Here is a 14450-nt window from a genome sequence, read left to right as displayed (position 1 = left end):
TCAGGGCCGAGATTTTACGTCAAACAAGGCCCCGACAAAAGCATTTTGTGGATAAATATTAAGCAACAGCAAGGATGCATTACATGCGGGGGAAGCCGCCGCCACCGCCACCCATGCCCGGCGGCAACATGCCCTTCATACCGCGCATCATTTTGGCCATGCCACCCTTGGTGGAAAATTTCTTCATCATCTTGGCCATCTGCTTGTGCTGCTTGAGCAGGCGGTTAACATCCTGAATCTGCGTCCCCGAGCCCAGCGCGATACGACGCTTGCGTGAACCGGAGATAACATCGGGATTGCTGCGCTCGCCGGGGGTCATGGAATTGATGATCGATTCCATCTGATGCATGCCCTTCTCCGCCTTGGCGGCATCAGCAGCCTGACCCATCTGGCCCATTTGCCCCATACCCGGCAGTTTGTCGAGCATGCCGGCCATGCCGCCCATGTTCTTCATCTGCTGAATCTGCTGACGGAAGTCCTCCAGATCAAAACCCTTGCCCTTCTTGATCTTCTGGGCAAATTTCTCGGCCTTGTCCTTGTCGATCTTGCGCTCGGCTTCCTCGATCAGGGACAGCACGTCCCCCATGCCAAGGATGCGCGACGCAACACGATCAGGATGGAAAGCCTCGAGTGCGTCGACCTTTTCGCCCACACCGATAAACTTGATCGGTTTGCCGGTGATATAGCGCACCGACAGTGCGGCACCGCCACGGGCATCGCCGTCCGCCTTGGTCAGAATCACACCGGTCAGCGGCAGCACATCACTGAAGGCCTTGGCCGTGGTCGCGGCGTCCTGGCCCGTCATGGCGTCGACCACGAACAGGGTTTCCACCGGGTTAATGGCGCTGTGCAGACGCTTGATCTCGTCCATCATGTCGCCATCGACATGCAGTCGGCCCGCCGTATCCACCAGTACCACATCGTGATGCTGGATTTTGGCGTGGGCAATCGCGGCCAGCGCGATCTGCACCGGGTCCTGATCGGCGCTGGACGGGAAGAAATCCACCGCCACTTCGCTGGCCAGCATTTCCAGCTGCTTGATCGCCGCGGGACGGTATACGTCTGCCGACACGACCAGGACCTTTTTCTTGTCGCGCTCGCGCAGCGTGCGCGCAAGCTTGGCGACGGAGGTGGTCTTGCCCGCGCCCTGCAGGCCCGCCATCAGCACGATCGCCGGCGGCTGGGCCGCCAGATTAAGTTTTTCGTTGGCCTCGCCCATGATCTTGACCAGTTCTTCCTGGACGATCTTGACGAACACCTGGCCCGGCGTCAGGCTCTTGCTGACTTCCTGACCGACAGCCCTGTCCTTGACGCTGTTAACGAATTCCTTGACCACCGGTAGCGCGACATCTGCCTCCAGCAACGCCATACGCACTTCACGCAGCGTGCCCTTGATGTTGTCTTCGGTGAGTTTCGCCTGACCGGTAACGGTCTTGAGCGTTTTCGTGAGCCGATCTGTCAGATTCTCAAACATATCCTGCCTCTGTTTTTCTCCACCGGCCGGGCCGAATCGGGCCCCTGAAGCGGCGAGGGAGACGCCTTGAACTTGCAAAGGATGCGCATTATACAGCAGGGCTCAGGAGGGCGGCACCTCATATTTCACGCCCTCCTTTTTTGTGACACACTTAGCGCCTTTCCATGGAGGTCCCGGATGCTGCCGACGTCGATACTTGTTGCCGTGCTGTTCTACCTGGCTGCAACCCTGTTGCAGTGGCAAGTATTGCAGGGTCAGAAGCGACCCGCACGCAACCTGATCCGCGGGCTGGGGCTGTGCGGCATCACCGTACACGCACTGGCGGTGTATCTGGTGGTACATCAGGGCCCCGGACTCAACCTCGGCTTTTTCAGTGTCGGCAGCCAGATCAGCTGGCTGCTGGCGGCGCTCGTTTTGCTGAGCAGCTCGCGCCAGCATATCGACAACCTGTTTATCGGCGTCTTCCCCCTTGCCATAATTTCCCTGCTCACCGCCACCCTGGACCCGGACACCAGCCTGCAGCGCAATTATGGCCCCGGCCTGATCGCGCACATCCTGCTGTCCATACTGGCCTACAGTATCTTTACGCTGGCAACACTGCAGGCGCTGCTGCTGTGGCGCCAGAATACCGCGCTCAAGCAGCACCATACCCGCGGCCTGGTGGCCAGCCTGCCGCCGCTGCAGACCATGGAGCGCCTGCTGTTTGAAATGCTCTGGACCGGCATCATTCTGCTGTCGGCCTCACTGGTCAGCGGTTTCTTCTTCGTCGAGGATTTCTTTGCCCAGCACCTGATTCACAAAACCACGCTGTCGATTCTGGCCTGGTTTGTCTACGCCATTCTGCTGGCCGGCCACAGCCTGCTGGGCTGGCGCAGCCTGCGTGCCATCCGCTGGACCATCGGCGGTTTCATCGCCCTGATGCTGGCATTCTTCGGCTCAAAACTGGTCTTGGAATTCTTTCTGCCGGGCTAGTCCAGACTCATCCCGCGCAGCTCCCTTGACAGCCCCCTCGGCGGGCCAGACAATGGACGCCCTATTGGCTAGTCTAAGGTTCACCCGTCTTGGAAGACGCATCGATAAGTACCCTCGTCGGGATTCTCATCTTCCTCATCTTTTGTTCGGCATTTTTCTCCAGCTCTGAAACCGGCATGATGTCGCTCAACCGCTACAGACTGCGGCATCTGGTGAAAAACAAGCACCGCGGCGCCCGCAAGGCCAGCCGCCTGCTGGAAAGGCCCGATCGACTGATTGGCGTCATCCTGATCGGCAACAACTTCGTCAACATCCTCGCCTCCGCCATCGCGACCGTGATCGCTGTACGCCTGTGGGGCGACGCCGGCATCGCCATCGCCACCGCTGGACTGACGCTGATCATCCTGATTTTCGCCGAAGTGTCCCCCAAGACAGTTGCGGCCATGTTCCCCGAACGCATCGCCTTTCCGGCGTCCTATGTGCTGCTGCCACTGCTGAAGATCACCTACCCGCTGGTGTGGGTCGTCAACAGCATCACCAACAGTCTGCTGCGCCTGTTCGGCGTCAAGGTTGGCGAGGGCAACAACCACCTGCTCAGTACCGAAGAACTGCGCACCCTGGTGCACGAGGCCGGCGCTCTGCTGCCACAGACCAATCAGTCGATGCTGCTCGGCGTGCTGGAGCTGAACGATGTCACCGTCAGCGACATCATGATTCCGCGCAACGAAGTTGAAGGCATCGACCTGGATCACGACCTGGAGCAGCTGCTGTACCAGCTGTCCCACACCAGCCATACACGCCTGCCGGTTTACCACGGCGATATCAACAAGGCCGTCGGCACGCTGCACATGCGCAACCTTGCCCAACTGATTCAGCAGGGTCAGGTTACCAAGACCTCCATTTTGCAGGTGGTGCGTGAAGCCTATTTCGTGCCCGAAAGCACACCACTGCATACCCAGCTGCTCAACTTCCAGAATGAAAGCCGCCGCATTGGCCTGGTGGTGGACGAATACGGTGATATTCTCGGTATCGTTACGCTGGAGGACATTCTGGAAGAAATCGTCGGCGAACTGTCAGCCCAGAACAAGGCCAGCAATCAGGAAATCCACCTCCAGGAAGACGGCAGTTTCTTTATCGAAGGCACGGCCTACATTCGCGAGATCAACAAGAGTCTGGGCTGGGACCTGCCCACCGACGGCCCCAAAACCCTCAACGGCCTGATCACCGAAAATCTGGAATCCATTCCGGATGCCAATGTCTGCCTGGAGCTGAACAGCTACCGCTTTGAAACGCTGCAGATCAGTGACAATCTGATCAAGACAGCGCGGGTCACCCGCTATCACTCGGACCCGCACAGCGACGAAGACGAGTCCTGACCGCCGCCGGCACCTGACAGCGACGCCAGCCAGAGGGTCTGAACTACTGCGCCGGCGCCAGCTTCTGCTCTACGCTGCTGATCTTGTCGGCCATGGTCTGATCCCGATCGGTACGGGTTCCCACACGCATTGAGGTCGATACGCGGGGCGCACCCATTTCGTGCAGCACTTCATGACAGCGCCGTACAGCGGCAAATACCGCCTCCCACTCCCCTTCCACATTAGTGCCATAGGCATGCATCTGATGACTCAGACCCGCATCCTGAAACACCCGCTGGCAAGCCGCCACATGGGGTGATACCGACACCCCGACGCCCAGCGGGACAACACACAGATCGATCATTACGTTCATGCTTTAGGTTTCCTAACAGACTTCGCCCTTTTCACGCCGCCGGATCAAAGCCAGCACCGCACGCTTTTCATCGTTATCCAGTACGCCCCACTCCGCGATCTCCATCGCATTGCGCAGGCACCCGGTGCACAGATTGCGCTCACCGGGACAGCAGGCACCGACGCAGGGGCTGCGTATCGGGCGCTCTTTCTCAATCGTTTCCATAAGACTCCACTAATCTGCACAACCAAAATACGGCTAGTAACCCGCAGGGTTACTGCATGAAACAGGGATGTTTCATCTCTGGACCTTCCCCCCAGAAATGGTGGCCCAATGCGAACACCAGGTTAATAGCCACCCGGCTCATGCTCCGGGCGAGGCTTCATCGGGATACCGGCATCAAAACCAACGTTCAGCAACTCCACCAGCATGTAGGCGGTCAGGCCCCAGATAACGTAACCGTTGTACTCGTAGGCTGGCACATAGTGTGTCATGCCACGAAAACGCACAATATCGGTACGCTGGCGCCGGTCTTCCATAAAGAAACTCAGAGGCACCCTGAAAAGACTCTCAAGCTCCGCAGGGCTGGGCGTAAGCATCACATCCTGCGGCACTATCCCGACCCAGGGCGTCACCTGTAACTGATGCTTGGACATGACCTGACCCAAAGGCCCCAGCACCTCCACCAGCCCGGGCTCCAGACCGATTTCCTCCTGCGCTTCGCGCAATGCCGTATAGAGCAGGTCCGGATCGGTATCGTCCTGCTTGCCGCCAGGGAAGGCGACCTCCCCTCGGTGGGTCGACAGATGGGAGGCACGCCGGGTGAGGATGACGTGTGGCTCAACCTCATCCGTCAGGGCAATCAACACACTGGCATTGGGACGTTCGGATAAGAGGCGACGTGGCCGGTAGTCGGCCAGGCGGCGGCGCAGCAACTCAAGCATGAGGTCATTCTTCAGCGAATAGTAACGCCATGATAACGCGGTGCAGGGCCAAAAATGAATGCCAAAGCACCACAACGACCAGCAGCCTTGTCGCCGACAAAGGCCTGCCATTAGAATGGGGGCAATCAGAAGAGGACATGCCTTGAATTATTGCAGCGATTGCGGGCACAGCGTCAGCCAGAGTATTCCGCCGGGGGACAACCGCCCGCGCCATGTATGCGACCGCTGCGGCACCATCCACTACCAGAATCCGCGCATCATCGCCGGCTGCCTGCCGGTGCTGGGTGATCGTGTACTGCTGTGCAAACGGGCCATAGCACCGCGCATTGGTTACTGGACACTGCCGGCCGGCTTTATGGAAAACGGCGAAACCACCGAACAGGCCGCCGCCCGCGAAACCCTTGAAGAAGCCCGCGCCAAGGTCAGGATTGGCGACCTCTACACAGTGACATCCATCATCCATGCCAACCAGGTACAGATGCTGTATCTGGCCGAACTGAAAACACCGGAATTTGGCCCGGGAGAGGAATCTCTGGAGGTCGAGCTGTTTACCGAAGATGAGATTCCCTGGGAGGACCTGGCGTTCCAGACGATTCACAACGCCCTGCGATTCTACTTCGAAGACCGTCGCAACAACCGCTTCCCGCTGCGCCACCTGGAGCTGGACACGCCCAGGGGCAGGTACATGGCCTGCTAAGCCTCAGTCACCAGGCCCCGTGGTCCGATACTATTCGGGGCCGCGTGGGCCGTAGAGGTTTTCAAACTGGGTTTTGATCTGGGCCAGATTGTCACGCACATAGGCCACAAAGGCCTCCGCCACCGGCGTCAGGTGTTTGCTGCGCGGATAGACGGTGCACCAGGATCGACGCAGCGGAAAGCCGGTCACATGGGCCTGCTGCAGCAGGCCGTTATCCAGTTCCAGCTGCACACTGAGGCGCGGCATCACCGCCACCCCCAGCCCCGCCAGCACACCGTGCTTGATGGCGGCATTGGAGCCCAGTTCCATATAGCCATTCAGCGGCAGGCGGTGCTCGGAACAGAAAGACTCCAGCGCCCGGCGCGTGCCGGAACCCTGTTCGCGCAGCAGCAGCGGCTGCGCCAGAAAGGTCGCCAGCGGCACCGACTTTTTCTTGCCCAGCGGATGCCCCGCCGGTACCAGCGCGATCAGCTCGTTATCCAGAAAAGGCATAAAGGTGAGGGAGCGATCCTCAGGCACCATGCCCATGATCACCAGATCATCGTGGTTTTCCGCCAAGCGCTCGATGGCCTGGGCACGGTTAACCACCTTCATCTTGACCTCAACCTTGGGGTACTGTTTCAGAAATCCCGACAGCAGATGGGGCACCACATACTGGGTGGTACTGACCGCCGCCAGACTGAGGGTGCCGGAGACAGTTCCCTCAAGCTCGGACAACTGCATCTGCAGCTCCTCCAGCTCGCCAAATATCTGCCGTACGCTGCTCGCCAGCTGATCACCGGCGGCGGTGGTATAAAGTTTTTTGCCGACGTAATCGAACAATGGTTGCCCCAGAGCCTGTTCAAGCTGGCGTATCTGGGCACTGATGGCCGGCTGCGTCAGCCCCAGCTCAGCGGCTGCACGGCTATAGCCTTTCAGACGATAGACCGTAGAAAAAACCTGAAGCTGGCGAAATGAAAGCCGGTTCAGCAGCTGTGGCAGCGAGTAAGCCATACGAATCTCTCAACAGTTAACACCGGAAAACTACCGGATTCTCACCGAACAATCCCCTTGCCGGGGGATTTTGACACAATGTATAAGCCAAAAATTATACAAAAACAAAAAAATATCAATTTTTAATTAACATTGCAGCTGTACTACCTTAAAACGGTCGCTGGCGCACCACTTCCATCTTCGCATGTGCGCTCCCGCTGACGGAGGAACTCAATGTTCAAAAAGCTGTTGATCGCCAACCGTGGCGAGATTGCCGTCCGAATTGTCAGGGCCTGCGCAGAAATGGGCATCCGCTCGGTTGCAATCTTTACCGAACCCGACCGCTACGCCCTGCACGTCAAGCGTGCCGATGAGGCTCACTTCGCCGGTACGGACCCGCTGGCGGGCTACCTGGATCCGCGCCGCATTGTCAGTCTCGCGGTGGAAACCGGCTGTGACGCCATTCACCCGGGTTACGGTTTCCTGTCCGAAAACGCCGATTTCGCCCGCATCTGCGCCGAGCGCGGCGTTGCCTTTGTCGGCCCCAATGCCGACGTGATCTCCCGCATGGGCGACAAGACCGCTGCGCGCAGCAGCATGATCAGCGCCGGCATTCCCGTCACCCCAGGTTCAGACGGCAACCTGGCCGACCTCAAGCAGGCACTCAGCGTGGCCGAGCACGTCGGCTACCCGGTTATGCTCAAGGCAACCTCCGGCGGCGGTGGCCGTGGCATCCGCCGTTGCGACAACCCAACGGAGCTGCGCGCCCAGTACCCGCGCGTCATTTCCGAAGCCACCAAGGCCTTTGGTTCGGCCGATGTCTTCCTCGAAAAGTGTATCCTGGATCCCAAGCACATTGAGGTGCAGATCCTCGCCGACAGCCAGGGTGAAGCCATTCACCTGTTCGAGCGCGACTGCTCCATCCAGCGGCGCAATCAGAAGCTGATCGAGATCGCCCCCAGCCCACAGCTGACACCGGAGCAGCGCGCCTACGTAGGCGAGCTGGCGGTGCGCGCCGCCCGCGCCGTGAACTACGAAAACGCCGGCACCGTCGAATTCCTGCTGTCGAACAACGAAGTGTATTTCATGGAAATGAATACGCGCGTGCAGGTCGAGCACACCATTACCGAACAGATCACCGGCGTCGACATAGTGCGCGAGCAGATTCGTATCGCCGCCGGATTACCGCTGCAATACCGCCAGCAGGACATTCAGCACCGCGGTTATGCGCTGCAGTTTCGCATCAATGCTGAAGATCCGAAAAACAACTTCCTGCCCAGCTTTGGCAAGATCACCCGCTACTACGCTCCCGGCGGCCCTGGCGTGCGCACCGATACCGCCATCTACACCGGCTACACCATTCCGCCCTACTTCGACTCCATGTGCCTGAAACTGGTGGTCTGGGCACTGAACTGGGAAGACGCTCTGGACCGTGGCGCCCGCGCCCTGGCCGACATGCGTCTGCAGGGGGTGCGCACCACCGCGCCCTATTATCAGGAAATTCTCAAGTGCCCGGATTTTCGCAGCGGCGTGTTCACCACCAGCTTTGTTCCCAACCATCCGGAACTGCTGAACTATTCGGAAAAGCGCCACCCCAGCGAAATCGCCCTGGCCATCGCCGCCGCTATCGCCGCCCATGCCGGACTCTGAAGCCCGGATGCGCTGCAGTAAAAACAGCAGCACAAGTCACACGCGAGCCCTGAATTCAGAATTGGTACTGCGGGCGGTAATTGAACAAACCGCCGGGCAGTGCCCAGAGGAACGAAAATGAGCAAAGTTAATGTAACCGACGTTATTCTGCGCGACGCCCACCAATCCCTGATCGCAACCCGCATGCGCACCGAAGACATGCTGCCCATCTGCGACAAGCTGGATCAGGTAGGTTACTGGTCACTGGAAGTCTGGGGCGGCGCCACCTTTGACGCCTGCGTGCGTTTTCTCAAGGAAGACCCCTGGGAGCGCCTGCGCCAGCTCAAGGCCGCGCTGCCCAATACCCGCCTGCAGATGCTGCTGCGCGGCCAGAACCTGCTGGGCTACCGCCATTACGCCGATGACGTGGTCGAAGCCTTTGTCGAGCGCGCCGCCGCCAATGGCATCGACGTCTTTCGCATCTTCGATGCCCTGAATGATCTGCGCAACCTGGAAACCGCCATCAAGGCGGTGAAGAAGGCCGGCAAGCACGCCCAGGGCACCATCTGTTATACCACCAGCCCGGTTCATACCACCAAGCTGTTCGTCAAACAGGCCAAAGCGCTGCAAAAAATGGGTGCGGACTCCATCGCCCTCAAGGACATGGCCGGGCTGCTGACGCCCTACGCCACCTACGAGCTGGTGAAGGCGCTGCGCAAGGCGGTCAAACTGCCGATCTTTATTCATTCCCACAACACCGCAGGCCTGGCCGCACAGTGCCAGCTCAAGGCCATTGAAGCGGGCGCCGAGCATATAGACACCGCTATCTCAGCCTTCGCCTCGGGCACCAGCCACCCGGCCACCGAATCTCAGGTCGCAGCACTGCGCGACTCTCCCTGGGATACCGGGCTGGACCTTGAGCTGCTACAGGAAATCGGCGATTACTTCCGCGAAGTGCGCAAGAAGTACCATCAGTTCGAGAGCGAGTTTACCCGCGAGGATGTCGGCGTACAGATCAACCAGGTGCCGGGCGGCATGATGTCGAACCTCGCCAACCAGCTCAAGGAACAGAATGCCCTGGGACGCATTCGCGAGGTTTTCGCCGAGATTCCCCGCGTGCGCGAAGACCTGGGATTCCCGCCACTGGTAACGCCGACATCCCAGATAGTTGGCACCCAGGCGGTACTCAACGTACTGTCGGGCAAGCGCTACAACACCATCACCAACGAGGTGAAGCGCTACCTGGCGGGCGGTTACGGTCAGCCGCCGGCGGAGGTCAACAAGGAGCTGCAGAAGCAGGCCATCGGCAATGGCGAAATCATTGAAGGCCGCCCGGCGGACCAGCTTCCGCCCGAAATGGCGCGTCTGAAAAAAGACATTGGTGATCTGGCCCAGAGCCCGGAAGATGTACTTACCTTTGCCATGTTCCAGGACATAGGCCGCCAGTTCCTCAGCGAGCGCCGCGACGGCACGCTGCAACCTGAAGTACTGCAGAGCATCGACAGCAAGACCCGCACAGTCGATGAGGGCGTGCCCACTGAATTCAAGATCGACCTGCACGGCGAAACCTACGAGATTGCCGTAACCGGTGTCGGCACCCTGGATTCAGGCAAGCGGCATATTTTCATGACGCTGGATGGCATGCCCGAGGAAGTGGTGTTTGAACCTCTGAATCTGTATGTGGCAGGCGCTGCCAGCGCGCGTGCCAAAGCGACGAGCCCCGGTCATGTTACCACCTCCATGCCGGGCAACATCGTCGATGTACTGGTCGCCGTGGGGGACAGCGTCAGCGCGGGCCAGGCCATACTGGTAACCGAAGCCATGAAGATGGAGACCGAGGTTCAGGCGCCGATTGCCGGCACTATCAAGGCCGTGCATGTCGCCAAGGGCGACCGCGTGACACCGGGCGAGGTTCTGATCGAAATCGAGTAGACCGCAGCACTGCCACCCTTCTTTTAGCCCGCCACCGCCCGGGTCGCCGACCGCGACTCGGGCCATTGACTCAGCATTACTCCGCCAATAATCAGCGCCGCAGCCGCCAGCTGCTGAACATTCAGGGTTTCGTGCAACAGCACATAGGCCAGGACAACGGTAAATACCGGAATCAGGTTGATGTACGCCGACGCCTGGCTGGCCGGAATCCAGGACACGCCGAGATTGAAGAGCCCGTAGGCAAAAATATTCACCACCAGTCCCAGATACAGGATCGCCAGCACCGCCTCGGGTACCCAAACGGTCGGCATTTCAACTCCCGGCATCGCCAGCGCCGGCACGAAGAACAGCGTGCCGCAAAACGACTGCAACGCCGTCAGTAACCAGGGTGAATAGCGTGACGACAAGCGCTTGAGGCACAGGGTATAGACCATGGCGCATAACATGGCGCAAAACTCGAGGAAGTTACCCAGCAACGGATTAGGCGCCACATCCGATACCAGGGCTGCAAAACTGAGCCAGAGCGCGCCGGCGACCGCCAGGGCAAAGCCCAACCAGGCCTGCAACCGCAGGCGCTCACGCAGAAAGAACCAGGCACCCAGAGCAACCAGCAGCGGCAGCAACGCGGTGATCATGCCGGCCTGAGCCGCACTGGTGTACTGCAGCGCGCTGGCCTCGAACAGGAAATACAGACAGGGTTCCGCCAGCATCAGCAGGCCGATAAACTTCCAGTCGCCGGCACAGTAATGCACAGGTCCGAAGCGTCGCCACACCCACACGAAGCAGCATGATGCCACCAGCATGCGCCCCGCCAGCACCACCATGGGATCGTAGTGGCGGAACGCCAGCTTGAGGGCGATAAAGGCACTGGCCCACAGCAGCATGGCCAGTGTCAGACAGAGAATGGGCGTGATACGGGACGACATAACAGCAATATCCAATAACGGCGTCGCGAAAACAGGCAACGATCAAAAGAGACGGCAAGGAAATCGGGCAGGATAACGTGCCTCGCGATGAATGAAAGTTAATTATTCTGCAGCTGCATCAGTAATACTGATGCGCTGCATCTGCATTAGATACAGGTATACCCCTATGGCGTGATAAGATGCGCGCCGTCCCCACTTATGAGCCCTGTCGCAATGAGCCTGCTGGTTACCACCTGGATCAAGTTTCTGTTCCTGTTCGCACCCTTCTTTGTGGTCTCGATGTTCCTGTCGCTGACCCGCAACGACAGTCGCACCGAGCGCCGCTCCATTGCCAACCGCGCGGTTCTCGCGGCCTTTTTTATCTGCCTGATGCTGTTTTTCTTCGGCAGCCCCATGTTTGATGCCCTGGGCATCACACTGGATTCGTTCCGCGTGGGGGCCGGCGTACTGCTGTTTTTATCCGGCGTGAGCCTGGTGCGCGACGGCGTGCGCGTCAACGCCGAGCTCCCCCACGAGCAGCGCGACGATATTGCCGTGGTGCCGCTGGCAATGCCCACCATCGTAGGACCCGCCACCATAGGTGCGATTCTGGTATACGGCGCCGAACTGCAGGGGCTGGACATGATCTTTGGCATCGCCGGCATGATGCTGGCGCTGGGCTGCCTGCTGGGTTTTCTGCACATGGCCACCGCCATGGAGCGCCTTTTGGGCCGTACCGGGCTGAATATTCTCAGCAAGGTCACCGGCCTGATCCTGGCGGCTATGGCATCCCAGATCGTACTCACCGGCATTCACGGTTTTATCCAGGCCAACGCTTTCTGAGCGCACGGCCGGTCGCCCTCAACCCCATCTCCGTCTAGTATTCAACACAGGGAGCGACCTGCGCGGGCGGGCTGTGGACGCTGAGACAATAACAGGACAGACGACGATGCTGCGGCTCATGATGGTACTGGCAATCATTGCGGTCGGCGTAGTGAGCATGAAAAGCTGCGATGCCGCCGTAGCCCTGAAAACCGAACAGACCCTGATGCGCAAGGAGCACATCAGGGAGAAGGTGCAGCAAAGCGAAGACTTGGTGCGCGAACGGCTGCAGCAGGGCGAGCGCCAGAGCGAATAGGTTTGTGTGGCACTAATGGCAGAAAACGCTCACTTTCGTTACACCGGTACGGATTCCAGCTTGAGCGGCGCGCGTTCATACATGGCTGCAGCCGCCAGACGCGCCGTCATCTGCCGCGCGGTCAGCGGTTTGGCATACAGATATCCCTGCCCCGCCTCGCAGCCCAGGGATGCCAGGTAGTCCTGCTGCTGCACCGTCTCGATTCCCTCGGCCACCACACTCAAGCCCAGATGCCGGGCCACATCCAGCATGGCCTTGATGATGACACTGTCGTCCGCATCCTCCGGCAGGCCACTGACAAAAGAGCGGTCAATCTTCAGCTTGTCGATCGGGAAACGCTTCAGGTATGCCAGACTCGAATGACCAGTACCAAAGTCGTCCAGCGCCACGCTGACCCCCAACGCCTTGAGTTGCAGCAACAGCTGCGCCGCCTGTTCAAGATCCTGCATCAGCGCGGTCTCAGTCACCTCAATCACCAGCAGACGCGCCTCAAAACCTGTTTCCTGCAAGGCAGCCGCCACCTTGGCCGGCAGCTCCGGTCGAAACTGGCAGGCAGACACATTCACCGCCACCGGCATAGCGATGCCCTGAACGAGCCATTGCGCACCCTGTTCGCAGGCATGGCGCAGCACCCAGTCACCGATTGGCCCGATCAGACCGGTCTCCTCGGCCAGCGGAATAAAGTCTGCCGGCCCCATGGGCCCAAGCGCGGCAGAATGCCAGCGCAACAAGGCCTCTGACCCCGACAGCGTACCGCGGCCCAGATAGTACTGCGGCTGATACGCCAGGCGGAATTCATTGCGAACCAGCCCCTGACGCAGGGCATTTTCAAGCTGCAGCCGCTTGGACACACGACTGTTCAGCGCCGGCATGAAAAACTGATATTGATTACGCCCCTGCACCTTGGCGAAACTCAGTGCGGCATCGGCGTTGCGCAGCAGGGTCGAATAGTCACTGCCATCCTGCGGATAGACCGCCACACCGATACTGGGCGTCACCACCAACTCCTGCCCCTGCTGTGTTACCGGCTGCGCTATCTGCACCAGCAACGCCTGAACCAGCGCCGCGACCCGCAGCATCGAGGCCTCGTCCGGCAGCAACACCGCGAACTCATCCCCGCCCTGGCGACACAGCATGCCATCCGACGGCATCAACCCGACCAGGCGGCCGGCAACGCTTTGCAATACCCGATCGCCGATCGCGTGCCCCAGTGAATCATTGATATTGCGAAAGCGATCCAGATCGATCAGCAGCACCGCAAGCACCCGCTCGGGAAAGCGCTCCAACTGCGCGATAGCCTGACTGACCTGCTCCTCAAACAGGTGCTGATTGGGCAGCTCGGTCAGCGTATCGTAGCTGGCCAGATAACTCAGCCGCTCCTGCACACGCTTGCGCTCGGAAATATCACGGAAGGTGGCGATATAGTTTTCAATCTGATTATCGGCATTGCGGTGCACATTGATGGATAACCACTCGGGATACACCTCACCACTCTTGCGCCGGTTCCACACCTCCCCCTGCCAGCAGCCCTGCTGTTCAAGATCCTGCCACAGCTGGCGATAAAAGCCCTGGTCGTGCCGCCCAGACGACATAAAAGACGGGTTGCGCCCTATGGCATCCCGGGCACTGTAGCCGGTGATCTCGCAGTAAGCGCCGTTGACTGCCTGAATCCTGTTGTTGGCATCAGAGACGATAATGCCCTCTCGCGAGGCCTCGAATACCCGTGCCGCAACCTGCAGCGCCTGGGCATTACGGGCCAGCTCCTGCTCACGCCTCTTGATATCCTGCTGGTAGCGCGCAAACAGTGCCTTGATCCAGCGGGCATGGCAGAGCAACACCAGCAAAGTCACCGCTCCCGCCAGATCGAGGGCGTCGCGGCGATCCAGATGATTGCTGCCAACCAGGTAACCCAAAACCACCAGCAACAGGAGCAGAACAGTACCGGTCAGGCCCACAACAAAATAACGGGGCAGCACGGTAGCGTCGGTACGAAAGGGCATCTTTGGGCCAGCAATTAATGGATGGGATAACGCGGGGATATAACCGTCGCTGAAAAGTCCTGGTACGCACCGCAGCCACT

At 59.5% G+C, this 14450-nt stretch carries 14 protein-coding genes; 7 read left to right on the top strand and 7 right to left on the bottom strand.

The window, feature by feature from the left end:
• Positions 1-79: 79 nt before the first annotated feature.
• Positions 80-1474, bottom strand: coding sequence for a signal recognition particle protein (gene ffh, locus A8C75_RS02465; RefSeq protein WP_067377627.1), 1395 nt, complete (start codon positions 1472-1474; stop codon positions 80-82).
• A 177-nt stretch (positions 1475-1651) separates the two neighbouring features.
• On the opposite strand from ffh, the gene A8C75_RS02460 reads away from it, so the two are divergent.
• Positions 1652-2446: a cytochrome C assembly family protein gene (locus A8C75_RS02460; RefSeq protein ID WP_067377621.1), complete on the top strand. Its 795-nt coding sequence runs from the start codon at positions 1652-1654 to the stop codon at positions 2444-2446.
• An 89-nt stretch (positions 2447-2535) separates the two neighbouring features.
• Positions 2536-3822: an HlyC/CorC family transporter gene (locus A8C75_RS02455; RefSeq protein WP_067377618.1), complete on the top strand. Its 1287-nt coding sequence runs from the start codon at positions 2536-2538 to the stop codon at positions 3820-3822.
• Between the two features lie 43 nt (positions 3823-3865).
• Here the strand turns inward: A8C75_RS02455 and A8C75_RS02450 are convergent, their stop codons facing one another.
• The 3 genes from A8C75_RS02450 to A8C75_RS02440 form a co-directional block, all read right to left on the bottom strand.
• Positions 3866-4174, bottom strand: a complete 309-nt coding sequence (locus A8C75_RS02450; protein ID WP_067377615.1) for an MTH1187 family thiamine-binding protein — start codon at positions 4172-4174, stop codon at positions 3866-3868.
• Positions 4175-4186: 12 nt separating this feature from the next.
• Positions 4187-4378 (bottom strand): DUF1289 domain-containing protein, encoded by a 192-nt coding sequence (locus A8C75_RS02445; protein WP_067377612.1) that lies wholly within the window; start codon positions 4376-4378, stop codon positions 4187-4189.
• A 122-nt stretch (positions 4379-4500) separates the two neighbouring features.
• On the bottom strand, positions 4501-5097 hold the full coding sequence (locus A8C75_RS02440; RefSeq protein WP_067377609.1) for a CoA pyrophosphatase: 597 nt from the start codon (positions 5095-5097) through the stop codon (positions 4501-4503).
• Between the two features lie 142 nt (positions 5098-5239).
• Between A8C75_RS02440 and A8C75_RS02435 the strand changes: the two genes are divergently transcribed.
• A complete protein-coding gene (locus A8C75_RS02435) occupies positions 5240-5794 on the top strand; it encodes an NUDIX hydrolase (RefSeq protein ID WP_067377606.1) in 555 nt (184 codons plus the stop codon).
• A gap of 30 nt (positions 5795-5824) precedes the next feature.
• Here the strand turns inward: A8C75_RS02435 and A8C75_RS02430 are convergent, their stop codons facing one another.
• Complete coding sequence (locus tag A8C75_RS02430) at positions 5825-6787, bottom strand: LysR family transcriptional regulator (RefSeq protein ID WP_067377604.1); 963 nt, start codon at positions 6785-6787, stop codon at positions 5825-5827.
• A 213-nt stretch (positions 6788-7000) separates the two neighbouring features.
• On the opposite strand from A8C75_RS02430, the gene A8C75_RS02425 reads away from it, so the two are divergent.
• Both A8C75_RS02425 and oadA read left to right on the top strand, forming a co-directional pair.
• A complete protein-coding gene (locus tag A8C75_RS02425) occupies positions 7001-8416 on the top strand; it encodes an acetyl-CoA carboxylase biotin carboxylase subunit (RefSeq protein ID WP_067377601.1) in 1416 nt (471 codons plus the stop codon).
• A 117-nt stretch (positions 8417-8533) separates the two neighbouring features.
• Entirely contained in the window at positions 8534-10327 is a 1794-nt protein-coding gene (oadA, locus tag A8C75_RS02420; RefSeq protein WP_067377597.1) for a sodium-extruding oxaloacetate decarboxylase subunit alpha, read from the top strand.
• Positions 10328-10350: 23 nt separating this feature from the next.
• Here oadA and A8C75_RS02415 read toward each other — a convergent pair whose 3' ends face one another.
• Entirely contained in the window at positions 10351-11253 is a 903-nt protein-coding gene (locus A8C75_RS02415) for a DMT family transporter (protein ID WP_067377594.1), read from the bottom strand.
• A gap of 213 nt (positions 11254-11466) precedes the next feature.
• Here A8C75_RS02415 and A8C75_RS02410 point away from each other — a divergent pair, with 213 nt between their 5' ends.
• Positions 11467-12075 (top strand): MarC family protein, encoded by a 609-nt coding sequence (locus A8C75_RS02410; RefSeq protein ID WP_067386915.1) that lies wholly within the window; start codon positions 11467-11469, stop codon positions 12073-12075.
• A 106-nt stretch (positions 12076-12181) separates the two neighbouring features.
• Complete coding sequence (locus tag A8C75_RS02405; RefSeq protein WP_067377590.1) at positions 12182-12370, top strand: hypothetical protein; 189 nt, start codon at positions 12182-12184, stop codon at positions 12368-12370.
• A gap of 38 nt (positions 12371-12408) precedes the next feature.
• Here A8C75_RS02405 and A8C75_RS02400 read toward each other — a convergent pair whose 3' ends face one another.
• Positions 12409-14370, bottom strand: a complete 1962-nt coding sequence (locus A8C75_RS02400; RefSeq protein ID WP_067377587.1) for a putative bifunctional diguanylate cyclase/phosphodiesterase — start codon at positions 14368-14370, stop codon at positions 12409-12411.
• Positions 14371-14450: the final 80 nt, after the last annotated feature.

The sequence above is a fragment of the Marinobacterium aestuarii genome (genome assembly GCF_001651805.1).
GTDB lineage: Bacteria > Pseudomonadota > Gammaproteobacteria > Pseudomonadales > Balneatricaceae > Marinobacterium_A > Marinobacterium_A aestuarii.
The sequence above is the reverse complement of the archived record's forward strand: the minus strand, read 5'-3'. Positions and strand labels throughout refer to the sequence as shown.